The following is an 18,190-nucleotide window of genomic DNA, read 5'->3' as shown; positions in this document are numbered from 1 at the left end:
ATAAAATACAATCTAAACTTTAATTTAAAATAAGCTTCCTAGTTCAAGGAAGCCTATTTCATTATTCAAAAACAATATCCATAATTTCTTCTATAGTACTTACTGATTTAACTTCTATATCTTTAAGACCCATTGGAATTTCTTTTTCATTATCTTTTGGAACTAAAACTCTTTTAATTCCTTTTCTTCTAGCACCATATATTTTTTCAAATATTCCGCCTACAGGTTTTATTTTTCCTCTTAAAGATATTTCACCTGTTACTGCTATATCTTGCTTTATAGGTTTCTTTAATAATGCACTTATTATGCATAATGTAATTGCAACCCCAGCTGATGGACCATCAATTTTTCCACCACCTATAACATTAACATGTATATCATAATCTTTTATATCTTTATCAGTTATGGCTCTTATAACTGAAGCTGCATTGAATACAGAATCTTTAGCCATAGAACCTGCTGTTTCATTAAATCTTACTACTCCAGCACCTTTCTTTTTAGCCTCAAAAACATTGGCTTCAATTTCAATAGTTGAACCTAAAAATCCACTTACTCCTAAGCCATAAATATGTCCTATTTCATATTCCTCAGTATTATCAAATATTTCAAAAGGAACATGTCTTCCAACAGACAATACTTCATCTAAATATTCTAGCTTTATTTCAACATTATCTTTGCTTTGCTTTTCTATGTATAATGCATATCCATAAGCATCTGTTAATATATTTACTGCTTTTCTACCTTCAAAAGTATAATTACTAATTTTCTTAGCAACACCTTCTTCTAAAGTAACATTTAATTTTTCAGAAGCTTTTTTAACTATAAGCTCTATATCATCAGAAGATAATGGTTCAAAATAAACCTCAGTAGCTCTAGATCTTAATGCTGGATTTATTTCACTTGGACTTTTAGTAGTAGCACCTATTAATACGAAATCAGCTGGTGCTCCATTATCAAATAAATATTTTATATATTTAGGAGTTGATTCATCATCTGGATCATAATATGAAGATGAAAATTCTACTCTTTTATCCTCTAAAACTTTTAAAAGTTTATTTTGTAATATATGATCTAATTCTCCTATCTCATCTATAAATAATACTCCTCCATGTGCTTCAGTAACTAGTCCTGGCTTTGGTTCAGGAACTCCTGCCTCTGATAGATACCTTTTACTTCCTTGGTATATAGGATCATGTACTGATCCTAATAAAGGATTAGTTATTTCTCTTGGATCCCATCTTAAAGTAGTTCCATCTACTTCAACAAATTTTGATTCATCATCAAATGGAGTAAAATTTAATTTTTTTGCTTCTTTTAAAGCAAGTCTTGCTGCAGTTGTTTTACCAACCCCAGGTGGTCCGTATAATATAATATGTTGAGGATATGGAGAAGACAATTTAGATATTAATGACTTGATAGCACGTTCTTGACCTACTACTTCATCAAAACTATCTGGTCTTAAAAAGCTCATGATATTTTTACTAGTTACTTTTTCATCTAAAGAAATTAAATTATTTAATTTACTCATAGTATTATTATTTTCAATACCTTTTTGCTTTTTAATTACAGATAATTTTACTTCATCAATATACTTTTCTTGTTTCTCCATTATTGCCTGTTCAACCTTCATTTCTATTTTGTTTTGAACATATTTTTTGGCAATCTCATCTACAATCAGTTCTATAATTATTTTTACTTCTTGTTCCAAGTCCTCTTCTTTAGGAATTCCTTTTTTTTCGCCCTCAGATAGTATAGTTTTTAAAGCAAACATTCTATCACAATTATCTTGTGATTTTACATATCTATCTAATTTAAATCTAACAACTCTAGATCTAAATGCACCTTTATCTAAAATATTTTTTGTTACATTAAATAAAGCATCTATTTGAGCTTCTATTGATAAATTCCCACTCATTATACTATTTAATAAGTTTGTTTCTTCATTTGATTTCAAAACAAATCCTCCTTATTATTGTGGAATTATATTTATCTTCATTTTTGTACTAACTTCAGGATATAATTTAACTTCTATATCATAATTTCCTGATAATTTTATTGTATCCATTACTATTTTCTTTTTATCTATTTCAACATTATATTGAGTTTTTATTAATGCAGCCACATCTTTACTAGTAATAGCACCAAATAATTTTCCACTTTCACCTATTTTAGTTTTTATTGTTATTTCTTTTCCCTTTAGCTCTCCAGCTAATTTTTGTGCTGCTTCTATTTCAGCTAATTTTTTCTTTCTTTCATTTTCTTTTTTGTTATTTAAGATATGCATATTTGAATCAGTAGCTTCTTGAGCTAATTTCCTAGGAAATAAAAAGTTTCTTGCATAACCATCTGAAGCCTCTATAACTTCACCTTTTTTACCTATCTTTTTAACATCTTGTAATAAAATAACTTTCATAGTTAATCTCCCACCTTTAAATATTTTTTTATTGCTTCTTTTAAATCATAAACGACGTCTTCAATTTTAGCGTCTGATACTTTTGCACCTGCAATATTCATGTGTCCTCCGCCCCCTAGGGTTTCTAGAACTATTTGAACATTTACATCCCCAGCTGATCTTCCACTTATATATATATCGTTATTTATTTGTGCTAAAACAAAAGATACATTTATGCCAGATATATTTAACAGTTCATCAGCAGATTTGGCTACAATTACAGTATCCACATTTTTAGGGCATATTGCAATAGCTATATTGTCATTTACTTCTGCAGATTTTATTGCTTCTGCAATAAGTAAATAATTTTCTAAGTCATCACTAAATATTTTTTTGATTTCTATAGTATCTGCTCCTGATTTTCTTAAGAATGATGCTGCTTCAAATGTTCTTACTCCAGTCTTAAATAAGAAACCTTTAGTATCCATAAATATTCCTGCGAGTAATCCTTCTGCTTCAGTTCTAGCTAACTTAGGCTTATCAATCATATATTGAATCATTTCCGTAACCATCTCTGAAGTTGATGATGCATATACTTCTATATAATTTAATATATCTCCCTCAATCATATCAGGACTTCTTCTATGGTGATCTACAATAACCTTTCTCTTAGCATTCATTACTAGTTCCAAATCAGACACGTAGCTTTTATTGTGAACATCTACTACTATAAGCAATGAATCATCATCTAAATCATTTTTTGCTTTTTCTGTGGATATAAATAAATCATCATATTTAGGATCTTTCATTAGGTTATCTAAATAATATTCTATCGCATTTGTATCATTTTGTAATACAATCTTACACGATTTACCTAATTGCTTAATAACACTTGCTAAACCCATAGCTGCTCCAAAGCAATCCATATCAGGATTCTTATGTCCTATAATATAAACATTACTACTTACGAAGATTAATTCATTCAAAGCATGTGCTACAACTCTAGCTCTAACCCTAGTTCTTTTTTCTATTTCTTTAGTATTTCCACCAAAGAACTTTATTTCATCGTTACTTTTAACAACAGTTTGATCTCCGCCTCTACCTAAAGCTAATTCTTTTGCAGTATTAGCATATTTAGCATTTTCTGCTGGAGATATTCCCCCTCTGCCAATACCAATACTTAGTGTAACTTCAATTTTATTTCCTTTATCTATCTTAGAAATCTCATCTAATATTTTAAATTTCTCATCAATCTGTTTTTTTATAAAATTATCTTGAATAGATAGAACATATTTATTAGTATCATATTTTCTTATCATTGCTTTTAAATTATTAGCATATGCATTTATTGTTCTTTCTATTTCTGCAACTAATAAAGGTCTATTACTTTCTTCAGTTGTTTCTAGTGCTTCTGTGAAATTATCAACTTCAATTAACATAACACTTTCTTTTGTAGTTTCATAACCTATTATTTCAGTTACATCATTAAAATACACTAAATATAGTTCTTCATTATCTTCTATATTAATTTTAGTTGCATAAGTATCATATAATTTACCCTTTATCTTTAATCTTTGATGTAAGGTTTCCTTATCACTTAATATGCGTCCTAAATTTATACCTCTAGCTATACTTAAAATATTTTTGTTTAATGATTCTTCCTTAGATTTCAATTCAGTAAATATAGAATTGCTCCATACAATATCACCATTTCTTCTAATTAAAGCTAGAGGATGTACAAACTGAAATATATTACTCTCTATACCCTTATTAAGTTTTTCTATAAATTCATCAATATCATTGTCTTTTTTCCAATAATAATTTAATTGATAAAAATTATCCACTAAGTAAACTAAAAAAATTATTAATGCTATTCCTGGATAATTAAAATAATATAAAATTAATGAAAATAAAATTAATATAATCGGCTTAAGTAACCTCCTCATAGTTGTTACTTTATTCATAAAAAAGCCTCCTAAATTTATTGTTAATCTCTTCTATTATTGATATAGGTCTTAAGCTTACTTAGACTTTTACCATCTCTTTCAACCTCATCTTCAGCTCTAATTCCTAATTCTAAGTTTTCTTTCATAACATGATCAACCTCTGCAAAAGAATATCCTAACTTTTCTGCGAGAACATATAATATACTAATTGCACCTGAAATACAATCTAATATGGAATTACGAGTAACATTACTACCTTTTGTTAATAATCTGAAAAATTCTCCTATAATACATAATAATTGAGCTTTTAAATTTTCTATTATTTTAACACTAGTCATTATATTTAATTCATCTTTTTTCATCTATAATCACCTCACATTTCCCAACCCTGTATAATTATTTTAAATTTTTTTACTTACTAATGCAAGGCATATACATATTTATTTGTATTATTTTTCCATTTATTTATATAATTAAGTATAAATACGTTTAACTTAAAGATTTCTGTGTAATAAAAAACCCCTGATTTCTCAGGGGAGTAATTTTATTACTATTCAGTTGTGAATGGTAATAAAGCTATGTTTCTTGCTCTCTTAATAGCATCTGTTAATTGTCTTTGATGCTTAGCACAAGTTCCAGAAATTCTTCTAGGAAGTATCTTACCTCTTTCAGTAACATACTTTCTTAACTTGTTTATATCTTTATAATCGATAGACTCAGCTTTATCTACACAAAAAGCACAAACTTTTCTTTTAGATCTTCTAGCTCTTCCGCCAGATCTTCTATTATCTTCTCTGCTCATGTTATTCCCTCCTTACCTAAATTAGAATGGCATATCCCCATCATCTACTGGAGTTATGTCTTCTTCAAAGTTCATATCATCAAATGGATTATTTGATGATGAATATTCAGTGTTGTTACCATAATTAGCACCAACATTTCCTGAAGCATTTGATTTACTTAAAAACTGAACTTCTGTAGCAACTACTTCTGTAACATATCTCTTTGTTCCATCTTTTGCTTCATAATTTCTGGTTTGAATTCTACCGCTTATAGCCATTTGGCTACCCTTACTCATGTAATTCGCAGTACTTTCAGCTTGTTTGCCCCATACAACTACAGGTACAAAGTCTGCTTCTCTTTGACCAGATTTAGAATTATACTTATCAACTGCTAATGTTAAGGTAGTTACTGCTGTTCCAGCTCCAGGAGTAAATCTTAGTTCTGGATCTTTCGTCAATCTTCCGATTAAAACTACTTTGTTCATTTAAAACACCACCTTAAACTTCTTCCTTAACAATGATATGTCTGATTATACCATCAGTAATTCTGAATACTCTATCTAATTCTTTTGGTAATTCAGGACCAGCATTAAAGCTAACTAAAGTGTAGTAACCATCGCTAACCTTTGAGATTTCATAAGCAAGCTTTCTCTTACCCCAAAAATCAACATTTTCGATTGTTCCTCCACCATTTTCTATAACACCTTTAAACTTTTCGATGTTTGCTTTTACAGTTTCTTCATCGAATGATGGGTGTTGTATAAATATAGTTTCATACTTTCTCATCATTTTCACCTCCTTTGGACTAACGGCTGTGTTATTCACACAGCAGGGATTTCATTTTCTAATTATATCAGTGTAAAATCATTAATTCAAGTTTTTTTTACTTTTTATACTATTCTTCAGTTTTTATTACCTTTTTTGCTCTTGTTTGAAATTTACTTCTAGGAAGCATTATTATTCTACCGCATCCTGTGCATTTTATTTTTATATCTGCTCCTAATCTAATAATTTCAAACTCATATGAACCACATGGATGCTGTTTTTTCATTTTTACTATTTCACCAAGTTCAAATATTTCTATCATTATAAGTCCCCCTTTTCCATATTAGCACTTACTAATTGAGTCTTAGGATATGGTATTTCTATTCCCTCTTTATCCAATCTCAATTTTATTAACTTTCTTAATTCTCTTTCCATTTCCCATTGCTTAAGAGGTTTACTTTTTCCAATTACCCTAATTGTTACACTTGAAGCGTTTAAAGCATTTACCCCTAATACTTCTATAGGTTCTCCTATATCTTCATTACCTTGTTCAAAGTTTGAACAAACTTCTTTTATTATAGAAATTGCATTATCTATATTTTCCTCATATGCAATATCAACATCTACTATAAATCTTATATTGCCTCTTGAATGATTAGTCACTTCAATAATTGAACCATTTGGAATAGAATGAATATCTCCAGTAAAGTCTTTTATTATTGTAGTTCTAATTCCTATACTTTCAACTATTCCACTAAATTTTCCTACTGTTATATGATCGCCAACACCAAATTGATCTTCAAATAATATAAAGAATCCATTTATCAAATCCTTAATCAAACTTTGAGCACCAAATCCAACAGCTAATCCACCCATACTAGCAAACGTAAATGACAATCCATTAAATAAAGTAGATATTATAGAAGTTATACCTATAAAGTAAACTGAATATTTTAAAACACTCTTCAGCACTTCTCCCAGTGTTTTTGCACGTTGTGAGTCTAGAGATAGCATTGTATTGCTTTTTATTTGTCTTTCAACAAACTTTTTAATTAAGTAATTTCCTATTTTAATAGATATATACATTAATATAAATACACTAAGTATTCTTAATGATTTATTTACTAAAAATTCAATATTATTTAATCCTATTGATATATTACCTAATTTTATCTCCTCTTGACTCCAATTAAATTTTATTAAATAATTAACCATTAATTCAAGCACTCCTAATTTTTAATTTATTCAATTGAAACATATTCACTATTATCTCTTAAATATATATTTTTATATTCAAATTTATTATCTTTAATTACTTCGTTTATCACTTCTTTATCATTAATTCTAACACATATTCCACAACTTTTAGTTATAGAAGTTGGAGTCGGCATTATTTTAAATTCATATTTACTTTCTTGTAAATATTTTTCTGCAGCCATAGCATCAAAAGTATTTTTAAAGACTATTATATAATAATTCATTTTACACCTACCTATATTCATCTATTATTTATACATTATATTATATCTAATTTTAATAAATAATAAATATATATATTGATTATTTATCTTAATACTAAGACTCTATTTTAAATATGTATTTATATATAATACGTATAGTGAAATTGTAATTAAACTTTAAAAATTCTGTTCCACACTACTTATGTATATATCAATGCTCTGCTAAAATAAACCCAATTATAATTATGTACTTAATTTTAATGATTAATTTATCATATTACATTATAATTATATATGACTAAAATTAAAGGGAGATTAAAATGTTATACTTATTTATGATTTTTAAACCATTACTAATAGGTTTTATGACTGGATTTGTATCTGCTATTCCTTTAGGTCCTTCCGGATTAGAAGCTATTAATAGGTCTATTTCTCATGGGTTTAAAGAAGGATATAAAGTATCACTTGGCGCCGTATCAGCAGATCTTTTATATATAATAATAATAAATTTAGGATTATTTAACATGCTAAATAACAATAGAAAGTTTGAAGGATTATTTTGGATCATTTCAGGATTTGTTTTATTGCTGTTTAATAATATGTCTAATAATAAAAGTAATAATAACTTAAATTCTAAATCAATAAATATATCTAATTCACGTTCTTCCAATAGTTTTTTAGCTGGCTTTTTTATAACTTTTTTAAATCCTACTACACCATCATTATGGATTGCTTTAAGTGGTACAATTTTAAGCGTGTGGAGATTACATGGACGAGTTTATTTTACTTTTGCTTTATTAGCAATGATAGTCGGAAGCTTAACTTGGTTTTTTATTCTTAATTTATTAAGCATAAAAGGAATAAAAATGTGTAAAGATGATTTTTGTAACAAAACATCAAAAGTTTTAAATTATTTTCTTTTTATATTAAGTATACTATTTATTATATGGGGATTATTAAAATTTATTTTTTAGAGGTGATATTTTAGTATGGAAGTCTATTTAGATAATTCATCAACGACTTTTCCTAAGCCAAGACAAGTTGTTGATGCGATGTATAATTATATGATTAACGTGGGTGGAAATTCAGGCAGAGGAAATTACGTAAACTCAATAGAAAGTAATAAATTGCTTTATGAAGCTAGAGAAACTGTTTGTAATTTTTTTGGATTTAATAGTTCACAAAATGTTATATTTACTAACAATGTAACTACATCTTTAAATACACTTATCAAAGGTCTTTTAAAATGTGGTGATCATGTTATTACCTCATCTATGGAACATAATTCTGTAATAAGACCACTATTTTATGCAAAAGAAAAGTTAAATATAGAAATTGATATAATAAATGCAAATACACGAGGTTTTGTAAATCCTATCGATATTGAAAATAAGATAAAATCTAATACAAAACTTATAATTCTTACTCAAGCTTCAAATGTAATTGGTTCAATTCAAGATTTAAAATCTGTAGGGGAAATTTGTAAAAAAAATAATATATTTTTTATTGTAGATTCATCCCAAGGTGCTGGAGTGATTAATCTTAATATGAAAGAAATAAATGCAAATGCGGTATGTTTTACAGGACATAAAAGCTTGTTTGGTCCTCAAGGAATTGGCGGATTCATATTAGATAATAAATTAAATGAATCATGTGAATCTTTTATTCAAGGTGGCACTGGCAGTTCATCATACTCGTTAACTCAGCCAGAATTTTTACCTGATAAATTTGAATCTGGTACACTAAACATGCCTGGAATTGTTGGATTAGCTGAAGGAATTAAATATATAAATTCAGTTGGTATCAATAATATTTATGAACATAATAATTATTTATTAAAGCATCTACTTCAAGGTTTATTAAATATAAATGACTTAAATGTTTATGGAGATACAACTGGTAATAATTCTACAACTTGTGTATCTATCAACATAAATAACTTAGATACTTCAGAAACAGGTTATTATTTAGAATGTAATAACATTAAAACCAGAACTGGATTACATTGTGCTCCATTAGCACATAAAACAATTGGTACATATCCTGACGGAACAGTACGACTTAGTATTAGTAATTTTAATTCTATTGAAGATATTGATTATACATTGAAAATTTTAAATAAAATTGCCAAAGATAAATATATATAAAGGTAGCATTGTAGTGGTGTTATACTCATTTTTAGTATTCCTAAGTTTAATTACTTATTCCACCTTTACTTATGCATATATCAATATTGTCTTAAAACAGAGCCTAAAATAGGATTACTTATTTTTAAATGTATTTTAATTTTATTATAAGCATAAATTCTGAATAAAACCTCCCTTTAAAGGAAATAATTTCTTTAAAGGGAGGTTTTATATGAAAAATTCATTTTCTATAGATTCAAGTGTTTCTACTTCATATATAAAAATATGTGATTATTTATTTTCAGAGTTGAAACCAATATTAGACGAAAAAAGGAATATTGTTTTTCTCTGCATAGGAACTGATAGATCAACAGGTGATTGTTTAGGCCCTTTAATTGGATATAAACTTGAATTTTTATCTTATGATAACATTCATATATGTGGAAATTTAAAAAATCCAATTCATTCAAAAAATTTAATTCAAAGAATAAATGAAATAAATATAAAGTTTAATAATCCTTTTATTATTGCAATAGATTCTTGCTTAGGCAAAATAAATAATATTGGGAAAATTTTTATAGATAGAAAGCCTCTTTATCCTGGAAAAGCCTTAAATAAAGACCTTCCAGCAGTTGGAGACATTTCTATAACTGGTATAGTTAATATTTCTAGTAATTTTGATTTTCTAGTTTTGCAAAACACTAGATTATATACTGTTACAATGATTGCAGATATAATTTCAAAAGCTATATATCATTTTACTTTAAAAACAAAATCTACTAATGACTATACGTCAAACAATCATGTAATATCTTTTCCTAACAATTATAATTAATATTATATTTTTATACGCTAAAAATGTAACTACTAAATTTCAAGTTGAAAACCAAGATATAAAGTTGAAAGTTATTATTTTGAGCTTATGTAATTACATAAGCTCAAATCTACTCAAAATTTACTGAATTTAACTTTCAAATAAATTTCCATATCACTTATTGGATTGTTTTTCAAATCCAGTAATTTTATACTTTTCTATAAAAAGAGCTAGTTTGAAANNTTTCAAACTAGCTCTTTTTAGTAATATAGATTATTTATGTTTTTTATTTTCATATTTATTAGCAGCTTCGTTTAATACATAAAGCTCTTCTTCTGAAAGATCATATCTTGATATTCCCTTATCAATTGGTTTTGCATATGTTGTACTTTCTTCTCGTGCATAAATTCCAGTTAATAATATTCCATCATTATTATCATCTAGCATAGCAATTGAAAAACTTAAGTCACTACCTACGTTTTCAAAAGCTTTATATCTCATAATAGCAACTTTTTGAACGCAATCCTTTATCTTTGTTTCTAGCTTACTGCATTCATTTAAAGTATTTTCGGCTGTTTCTCTAATATCATCAATACTATCTAGCTTTTCAAGCAACAATTCTTCTAAGTTTTTACCATTTGTGCCTCTCATTAATCTTCTGTATTTACTTTCTAATTTGTTTATTGAATTAATTAATACAAAAATTAAAATAAATAATAAAACAATTATAACTATCATACCTATAATTAGATATGGTGTTATTTGATTAATTATCCCAAATAATTTTTCCAACTAGGTCATTCCTTTCACTAAATGTTTCACGTGAAACATTTTACTGTATATTAATAATGTCTAAAATTCTTTGTAAATCTTCTTCAGAATAGTACTCTATTTCTATCTTTCCTTTATTTTTTTTATCTAGAATATTTACCTTAGTACCAAAATAATTCTGTAGTTGATTACGTACATCCTTATAATATGGATTTAATTCTTTTAATGGTTCTTTATTTGCTTTTTCACTATTTATATTTTTAATTAATCTCTCTAATTCTCTAACAGATAATTTATTGTCAATTACTTTTTGAGCTAATTCATACTGTAAATCATTATTATCTATTGCAAGCAATGTTCTACCATGTCCTTCTGTGATAATTCCTTCAATTAAGTATTGTTGAACTCTTTCATCTAAATTAATTAATCTCATTGTATTTGCAATTGTAACTCTAGATTTTCCAATTCTATTACTTAATTCAGATTGTGTTATTCTAAAGTCCTCTAATAATTTTTTATAAGCTAGTGCTTCTTCAATTGGATTTAAATCTTCTCTTTGAATATTTTCAATTAAAGATATTTCTAATATATCTTTATCACTTATATCCATTGTTATGCAAGGAAGTTCTTTTAATCCTGCTATTTTAGCAGCTCTCCATCTTCTTTCACCAGCTACAATTACAAATTCACTTTTGTTTACTTGTCTTACTATTAAAGGTTGAATTATACCATGTTGTTTTATTGATTGAGCTAATTCTACTATTTTTTCAGAATCAAATGCTTTTCTTGGTTGTTCCTTATCACTTCGTATTTTGTTTAGTGATATAAGCATATTATTTGATTTACTGTTATCAATGATATCTTCTTGCTTAATATTTTCATCTATTTCATCTGGTATAAGTGCACCTAATCCCTTACCTAGTCCAAATTTTTTTACCATTTTCATTTCCTCCTATTCCTGTTTAGATAAAAATTCTTTGGTTAATTTAACATAAGCTTCTGCACCCTTACACTTATCATCATATAACATAATAGGCAATCCAAAACTTGGTGCTTCTGCGAGTCTTATGTTTCTTGGAATAGTTGTTTCGTATACTTTGCTTTTAAAGTATTTTTTTACTTCATTAAATACTTCATTGCTAAGATTAGTTCTGTAATCATACATAGTCATGATTACACCTTCAATTTCCAAGTTCTTATTTAAAGATTTTTTAACTAATTGAATAGTATTAACTAATTGGCTTACACCTTCTAATGCATAGAATTCACATTGAATAGGAATTAAAACAGAATCTGAGCATGTTAATGCATTTATAGTTAGTAATCCCAATGATGGTGGACAATCTATTAATACATAATCGTATTCTGATTCAATTTCTTTTAATTTGTTTTTCATTATATTTTCTCTATTTTCTTTTCCTATAACTTCTATTTCAGCTCCTGCAAGCTCCATAGTAGAAGGTGCTATAAATAAATTTTCAACTAAATCAGTTCTTAATATTGACTCTTTTATAGGTATATCTGTTGTTAAAACATCATACATTGATACATTAAGATTTCTTTTATCAAGACCAAGACCACTTGTAGTATTTCCTTGAGGATCAATATCGATTGTTAAAACTCTATGTCCTGCCATAGCTAAATAACCACATAAATTTATATTCGTAGTTGTCTTACCAACTCCACCTTTTTGATTAAAAACACAAATTGTTTTCATAATTAAGCCCTATAAGAGCCTACACCCCCTCTCCCATATTAACATTATATATATATTCCATAAATAATAAAAGAATAATGTAATAAAAAAATAGTATATAAACCTGAAAAAATAAAATTTTTCTTAGTTTATATACTATTAATACTAAAAAGTCATAAATAAGTAATAATTTCAGCTAATCAATTACTTATTATTCTTTGGAATTTTAACTGTTACTTCAATAAACTCATCTGAATCCGTACAATCATATTCAGCAGGTATGTTAAATTTCTTAAATACTTGTTTTATTGTATTTACATACAATTTAGCTGGTAAAGTAGCTTTTATATTAGTTCTTTTCTTATTTAACTGTTTTCCTGCTAGTTTAAGCAATTCCTTATTAATTAATTCTTCTGTATTCTTCACATTAAGTCCGTCTTTTACTACCTTAGAAACAACTTTAAATTGAAGCTCTGCATTAGGTAAACTTAAAAGAGCCCTAGAATGTCGTTCAGTTAGTTTATTTTCAAGACACATTTGTCTCACCTTAGGATCTAGTTTTAATAATCTTAACTTATTAGCAATAGTAGATTGTTTTTTTCCTATTCTTTTAGCTAAATCTTCTTGAGTAAAATTATGATCATTAAGTAAATTACTATAAGCCTCTGCTTCTTCAATATAATTTAAATCTTCTCTTTGAAGATTCTCTAATAATGCTATTTCTGCTGATTCTGAATCAGTTATATCTACTATATTACATGGAACTACATCCAACTCAGCCACTTTAGCAGCTCTTAATCTACGCTCTCCTGCTACAAGTTCATAAGTTTCACCGATTTTTCTAACTGTTATTGGTTGTATAATACCATGTTGTTTTATTGATTGTGACAATTCCTCAATTGCCTCTTCATTAAAATATTTACGTGGTTGATATAGATTAGGAACTATCTTATCTATATCTATCTTGATTATTTCATTATTCATGTATCTAAACCCATCCCCTATTAAGTTAATATAACAATTTCAATACCAAAATCATATCATTTATATTCTATAATAGCTACATTTTTCCTTTAATTTGTTAATTGTTTTATAAAACAAATTTATTAATATTATCCAATAATCTGCAAACTATATCTGAATAAATCTATAAAATATAAATTAATTATTATAATAATGAAACTTATGTAAATAATTGTAAAATTATATTCACACTATTTTATAGGCTTTTTAGTAACATTTCCTGCTTTTCGTGGATATACTTTAGGACACTCTTTTATCTTCTTAACAATAACTAAGTTATGTTTTAATTCAGTATCTTCAATTTCAACTTCACATATATCTAGTAGTTGCCCTCCTAACGTAGCTATAGCCTTATCTGCATCCTTTATTTCTTCTTCCACTGATGGTCCTTTTAAAGCTATAAAGTGACCATTAATTTTAACATATGGCAAACAAAACTCTGATAAAACACTCATATTTGCAACTGCTCTAGATGTTGCTATATCAAAAGATTCTCTAAGATTTTTTTGTCTAGCTCCATCTTCCGCTCTTGAATGAATAGTAACTACATTTTTTAATCCTAATTTTTCTGTTACTAAATTCAAGAAATTAACCCTCTTATTTAATGAATCTAGCAAAGTAACTTGTATGTTTTCATTCATAATAGCTATTGGTATCCCTGGAAAACCTGCTCCTGTACCTACATCTATTAAAGTACTTGCCTTTTTAAATTCATCCCTCTTAAATGCCTTAATTGAATCTATAAAGTGTTTCTTTATTATCTCTTCATCTTCTGTAATAGCTGTTAAATTTACTTTCTCATTCCATTCTTGAAGAAGATTTTTATATATTATAAACTTCTCATATTGCTCTTTTGATAATTCTAACCCTACATCTTGTGCCGCTTTGCACATTAAATCATAAAATTTCATAAATACCTCCAATAAATTATTTATTATAATAATGTTCAAGATAAATAAGTAATACAGATATATCTGCTGGAGATACCCCTGAAATACGTGATGCCTGACCTATACTTATAGGTTTTATACTATTTAATTTTTGTTCTGCCTCTGTTCTTAAGCCTTTTACATTACTATAGTCTATATCCTTAGGTAATAGTTTCTTCTCAAATTTTCTAAATTGAGCTACTTGTTCAAGTTGGTTACTTATATATCCTTCATATTTAGCAATTATATTTATTTGTTCACCAATATCTTCTGAAAATTCTTGCCTTTCTGCATCTAAATCCTTTAAGCTAAAATAGTCAACTTCTGGTCTTTTTATTAATTCATAAAAACTTATAGGTTTTTTTAGTTCAGCTGATCCTACTGATAGTAAAAATTCATTTGTTTCTCTTTTATTAGTTATTTGTAATTTCTTTAATCTTTCTAATTCATTTTCAATTGTATTTTTTCTATTTAAGAAAGTCTCATATCTTTCATCTGTAACTAATCCTACTTTTTTTCCTATCTCAGTTAATCTAAAATCTGCATTATCTTGTCTTAAAATTAATCTATACTCAGCTCTAGATGTCATCATTCTATATGGTTCATTAGTACCCTTAGTAACTAAATCATCTATAAGAACTCCTATGTATGCATCTGATCTAGTTAATATCATTGGTTCTTCGCCTTTGATTTTTAATGCAGCATTTATACCAGCTACTAATCCTTGCGCACCTGCTTCTTCATAGCCTGAGCTACCATTAAATTGGCCAGCACCATATAAACCTTCAACATTTTTAAATTCTAATGTTGGTTCTAATTCAGTAGGATCTACAGAATCATATTCAATTGCATATGCAGTTCTCATTATTTCTACATTTTCTAATCCAGGTAATGTTCTCATCATTTTTAATTGAACTTCTTCTGGTAAAGATGAAGACATCCCCCCTACATACATTTCTAGAGTGTCTAGACCTTCTGGCTCAACAAATATTTGATGTTGTAATTTATCAGGAAATCTCATTACTTTGTCTTCAATTGATGGACAATATCTAGGACCTACTCCCTTAATACTTCCATTATATATTGGTGATCTTCCTATGTTTTCCTTAATCACATTATGAGTTTGTTCATTAGTGTATGTTAAATAACAAGATATTTGTTCTTTATCTATATTTTTGCTCATAAATGAGAAAGGTACTATTTTATCATCACCTGGTTGTTCAATCATTTTAGAAAAATCTACAGATCTTCTATTGATTCTTGCTGGAGTTCCAGTTTTAAATCTCCTTAATGAAATTCCTAAATCTAATAAAGATTGTGATAAATCATTGGCTGGGAATAAACCATTTGGCCCCCCAGAATAACTAACTTCACCTATTATTATCTTTCCTTTTAGATATGTACCTGTAGATAAAATTACAGCCTTAGCTCTAAAAATCCCTCCATTTTTAGTAATAACGCCTGTTATTTTATTATCTTCAACTAAAAGCTCAGTAACCTCAATTTGCCTTATTTGAAGATTTTCTTGTTCTTCTAATACTCTCTTCATTCTAAATTGATAGTCTTTTTTATCAGCTTGTGCTCTTAATGAATGAACTGCTGGTCCTTTAGACGTATTTAGCATTCTTGATTGAATGAATGTATGGTCTATATTCACTCCCATTTCTCCGCCTAATGCATCAATTTCTCTAACTAAATGACCTTTAGCAGTTCCCCCTATATTAGGATTACATGGCATCATAGCTATTGAATCTAAATTTATAGTACAAATTAAAGTATTTAATCCCATTCTAGCAGATGCTAATGCCGCTTCACATCCTGCATGACCAGCACCAACTACTACTACATCAAATTCCCCTGCTTCATAATTATATTTCATATACCACTCCTACTTTCCTACACAAAATTCACTAAAAATCTTGTTTAATACATCCTCTTCTAATTCATCACCTGTTATTTCCCCAAGTGCTTTCATTGCTGACGTTACATAAATAGAAATTAAATCTAAAAATTCATTAGCATTGACTCTATCTAATGCTACTTCACAATTTTCCAATGATCTATATAATGCTTGCTTATGTCTAACATTAGAGACTATTAAACTCTCACTATTTATATCTCCACTAAAAAATAACTCTTTTATTTTATTTTTTAATTCATCAATTCCATAACCAGTTTTAGCTGAAATATTTATTTGATTATCCAAATCAATATCTGCTATTTTTCTATCTAAATCCGTTTTATTTAATAATACTATGTGATTCTTGTCTTTTATAGTATTAATTATTTCCTTATCTTCCTCTTCCAACTCTCTAGATGAATCTAATATTAAAATAATTAGATCTGCTTCTTCAATCTTTTCTCTAGATCTTTCAACGCCTATCTTCTCAACTGTGTCCTCAGTCTCTCTTATCCCTGCTGTATCAGTTATTTTTATAGGTATACCATCTATATTTAAATACTCTTCGATTATATCTCTTGTAGTACCAGGAATATCTGTTACTATAGCTCTTTTTTCTTTTAATAGCACATTAAGTAAAGATGATTTTCCTACATTAGGCTTACCAATAATAACAACATTAAGACCATCTCTAATTATTTTACCTTCATCTGCCCCTTTTAATAGTTCCTTAACTTTTAAAATAGTAGTTTTTATTCCATCTTTAACCCTTAAAACTAAAGTATCATCAATATCTTCATCGTCTTCTGTAAAATCTACTCCGTACTCAATTAGTGCTAAGGTATTTAATAAATATTGTCTTATTTCTTTAATTTGCTTTGATAAAGCTCCACCACTTTGCATAAGTGCTGACTTCATAGATAAATCTGTTTTAGCTTTTATTATATCAATAACTGCTTCAGCTTGACTTAAATCAATTCTACCATTTAAAAATGCTCTCTTTGTAAATTCTCCTGGTTCTGCAACTCTTGCACCCGCTTTAATAACCTGATTCATTACACTATTTGTTGATATAACACCACCATGACAGTTAATTTCTATTATATCCTCAGTAGTATAGCTATGAGGTCCCTTCATATAGCTTATAATAACCTCGTCAATTACATCTTTACTCTCAAGCTCTATAATATGTCCATATCTCATAGTATAAGTTTTCATTTGTTTTAAATCTATATTATTTTTACTAACAAATATTTTGATAATTATATCTAATGCTTTACTTCCAGAAATTCTAATAATAGAAACTCCACCCTCACCAATAGGGGTTGCTATACCACAAATGGTATCAAATTCTCTCATAATCTGATTCTCCTCATGTTATTAATTTTGTGATTTATTTGTATTATTATAACCAATGAATATCGAATTAGTCAAAATCACATGCATTAGCTCTATTTTATCAAATTATTGATATCTGCATAAGTAAATTAAACTAAGTAATTGAACTTATGAATACTAAAATGAGTAAAGTCCAATTACAATGCCACTTTACCTACTATATATATCAAAATATGTTTAAAATATAG

Annotated in this window: 20 protein-coding genes; 3 read left to right on the top strand and 17 right to left on the bottom strand. The window is 27.5% G+C overall.

Going from position 1 to position 18,190, the window contains the following annotated elements:
• Positions 1 to 61: 61 nt before the first annotated feature.
• The 10 genes from lonC to NG918_RS08815 form a co-directional block, all read right to left on the bottom strand.
• On the bottom strand, positions 62 to 1,954 hold the full coding sequence (gene lonC / locus NG918_RS08860) for a Lon family ATP-dependent protease (RefSeq protein WP_252225708.1): 1,893 nt from the start codon (positions 1,952 to 1,954) through the stop codon (positions 62 to 64).
• A gap of 15 nt (positions 1,955 to 1,969) precedes the next feature.
• Positions 1,970 to 2,413: a 50S ribosomal protein L9 gene (rplI, locus tag NG918_RS08855; protein WP_252216528.1), complete on the bottom strand. Its 444-nt coding sequence runs from the start codon at positions 2,411 to 2,413 to the stop codon at positions 1,970 to 1,972.
• Positions 2,414 to 2,415: 2 nt separating this feature from the next.
• Positions 2,416 to 4,356, bottom strand: coding sequence for a DHH family phosphoesterase (locus NG918_RS08850; RefSeq protein ID WP_252216529.1), 1,941 nt, complete (start codon positions 4,354 to 4,356; stop codon positions 2,416 to 2,418).
• 23 nt (positions 4,357 to 4,379) lie between these two features.
• Entirely contained in the window at positions 4,380 to 4,700 is a 321-nt protein-coding gene (locus NG918_RS08845) for a MazG-like family protein (RefSeq protein WP_069680984.1), read from the bottom strand.
• A 188-nt stretch (positions 4,701 to 4,888) separates the two neighbouring features.
• A complete protein-coding gene (gene rpsR, locus NG918_RS08840; RefSeq protein ID WP_252216530.1) occupies positions 4,889 to 5,140 on the bottom strand; it encodes a 30S ribosomal protein S18 in 252 nt (83 codons plus the stop codon).
• Between the two features lie 21 nt (positions 5,141 to 5,161).
• Positions 5,162 to 5,605, bottom strand: a complete 444-nt coding sequence (locus NG918_RS08835) for a single-stranded DNA-binding protein (RefSeq protein ID WP_252216537.1) — start codon at positions 5,603 to 5,605, stop codon at positions 5,162 to 5,164.
• 13 nt (positions 5,606 to 5,618) lie between these two features.
• Positions 5,619 to 5,906 carry a 30S ribosomal protein S6 gene (rpsF, locus tag NG918_RS08830; protein ID WP_252216633.1) on the bottom strand — a complete coding sequence of 96 codons (288 nt, stop codon included), beginning with the start codon at positions 5,904 to 5,906 and terminating at the stop codon, positions 5,619 to 5,621.
• 109 nt (positions 5,907 to 6,015) lie between these two features.
• Positions 6,016 to 6,207 carry a DUF951 domain-containing protein gene (locus NG918_RS08825; RefSeq protein ID WP_252216539.1) on the bottom strand — a complete coding sequence of 64 codons (192 nt, stop codon included), beginning with the start codon at positions 6,205 to 6,207 and terminating at the stop codon, positions 6,016 to 6,018.
• Complete coding sequence (locus tag NG918_RS08820; protein ID WP_252216540.1) at positions 6,207 to 7,100, bottom strand: mechanosensitive ion channel family protein; 894 nt, start codon at positions 7,098 to 7,100, stop codon at positions 6,207 to 6,209. Before NG918_RS08820 ends, NG918_RS08825 begins: the two co-directional genes overlap by 1 nt.
• Before the next feature lie 26 nt (positions 7,101 to 7,126).
• A complete protein-coding gene (locus NG918_RS08815; RefSeq protein ID WP_252216541.1) occupies positions 7,127 to 7,366 on the bottom strand; it encodes a putative Se/S carrier protein in 240 nt (79 codons plus the stop codon).
• Between the two features lie 299 nt (positions 7,367 to 7,665).
• Between NG918_RS08815 and NG918_RS08810 the strand changes: the two genes are divergently transcribed.
• The 3 genes from NG918_RS08810 to yyaC all read left to right on the top strand — a co-directional run bounded on the left by NG918_RS08810 (position 7,666) and on the right by yyaC (position 10,306).
• Entirely contained in the window at positions 7,666 to 8,319 is a 654-nt protein-coding gene (locus NG918_RS08810; protein ID WP_252216542.1) for a LysE family transporter, read from the top strand.
• Between the two features lie 15 nt (positions 8,320 to 8,334).
• Positions 8,335 to 9,492 carry an aminotransferase class V-fold PLP-dependent enzyme gene (locus NG918_RS08805; protein WP_252216543.1) on the top strand — a complete coding sequence of 386 codons (1,158 nt, stop codon included), beginning with the start codon at positions 8,335 to 8,337 and terminating at the stop codon, positions 9,490 to 9,492.
• A gap of 211 nt (positions 9,493 to 9,703) precedes the next feature.
• Positions 9,704 to 10,306 (top strand): spore protease YyaC, encoded by a 603-nt coding sequence (gene yyaC, locus NG918_RS08800; RefSeq protein WP_252216545.1) that lies wholly within the window; start codon positions 9,704 to 9,706, stop codon positions 10,304 to 10,306.
• Between the two features lie 252 nt (positions 10,307 to 10,558).
• Here the strand turns inward: yyaC and NG918_RS08795 are convergent, their stop codons facing one another.
• From NG918_RS08795 to mnmE, 7 genes are all read right to left on the bottom strand, one after another.
• The gene (locus tag NG918_RS08795) at positions 10,559 to 11,077 is read right to left on the bottom strand and encodes a DUF4446 family protein (RefSeq protein WP_252216552.1); all 519 of its coding nucleotides are present in this window, start codon (positions 11,075 to 11,077) and stop codon (positions 10,559 to 10,561) included.
• 40 nt (positions 11,078 to 11,117) lie between these two features.
• On the bottom strand, positions 11,118 to 11,996 hold the full coding sequence (locus NG918_RS08790; RefSeq protein WP_252216557.1) for a ParB/RepB/Spo0J family partition protein: 879 nt from the start codon (positions 11,994 to 11,996) through the stop codon (positions 11,118 to 11,120).
• A gap of 12 nt (positions 11,997 to 12,008) precedes the next feature.
• Positions 12,009 to 12,773 (bottom strand): ParA family protein, encoded by a 765-nt coding sequence (locus NG918_RS08785; RefSeq protein ID WP_286673978.1) that lies wholly within the window; start codon positions 12,771 to 12,773, stop codon positions 12,009 to 12,011.
• A 183-nt stretch (positions 12,774 to 12,956) separates the two neighbouring features.
• Positions 12,957 to 13,736, bottom strand: a complete 780-nt coding sequence (gene noc / locus NG918_RS08780) for a nucleoid occlusion protein (RefSeq protein WP_252216567.1) — start codon at positions 13,734 to 13,736, stop codon at positions 12,957 to 12,959.
• Positions 13,737 to 13,966: 230 nt separating this feature from the next.
• Positions 13,967 to 14,686 carry a 16S rRNA (guanine(527)-N(7))-methyltransferase RsmG gene (rsmG, locus tag NG918_RS08775; protein ID WP_252216570.1) on the bottom strand — a complete coding sequence of 240 codons (720 nt, stop codon included), beginning with the start codon at positions 14,684 to 14,686 and terminating at the stop codon, positions 13,967 to 13,969.
• Positions 14,687 to 14,702: 16 nt separating this feature from the next.
• On the bottom strand, positions 14,703 to 16,583 hold the full coding sequence (gene mnmG, locus NG918_RS08770) for a tRNA uridine-5-carboxymethylaminomethyl(34) synthesis enzyme MnmG (protein WP_252216573.1): 1,881 nt from the start codon (positions 16,581 to 16,583) through the stop codon (positions 14,703 to 14,705).
• 9 nt (positions 16,584 to 16,592) lie between these two features.
• Positions 16,593 to 17,963: a tRNA uridine-5-carboxymethylaminomethyl(34) synthesis GTPase MnmE gene (gene mnmE / locus NG918_RS08765; protein ID WP_252225647.1), complete on the bottom strand. Its 1,371-nt coding sequence runs from the start codon at positions 17,961 to 17,963 to the stop codon at positions 16,593 to 16,595.
• Positions 17,964 to 18,190 lie beyond the last annotated feature (227 nt).

The organism is Clostridium sp. ZBS2 (assembly GCF_023845855.1).
GTDB classification, from domain to species: domain Bacteria; phylum Bacillota; class Clostridia; order Clostridiales; family Clostridiaceae; genus Clostridium; species Clostridium aquiflavi.
The sequence above is the reverse complement of the archived record's forward strand: the minus strand, read 5'-3'. Positions and strand labels throughout refer to the sequence as shown.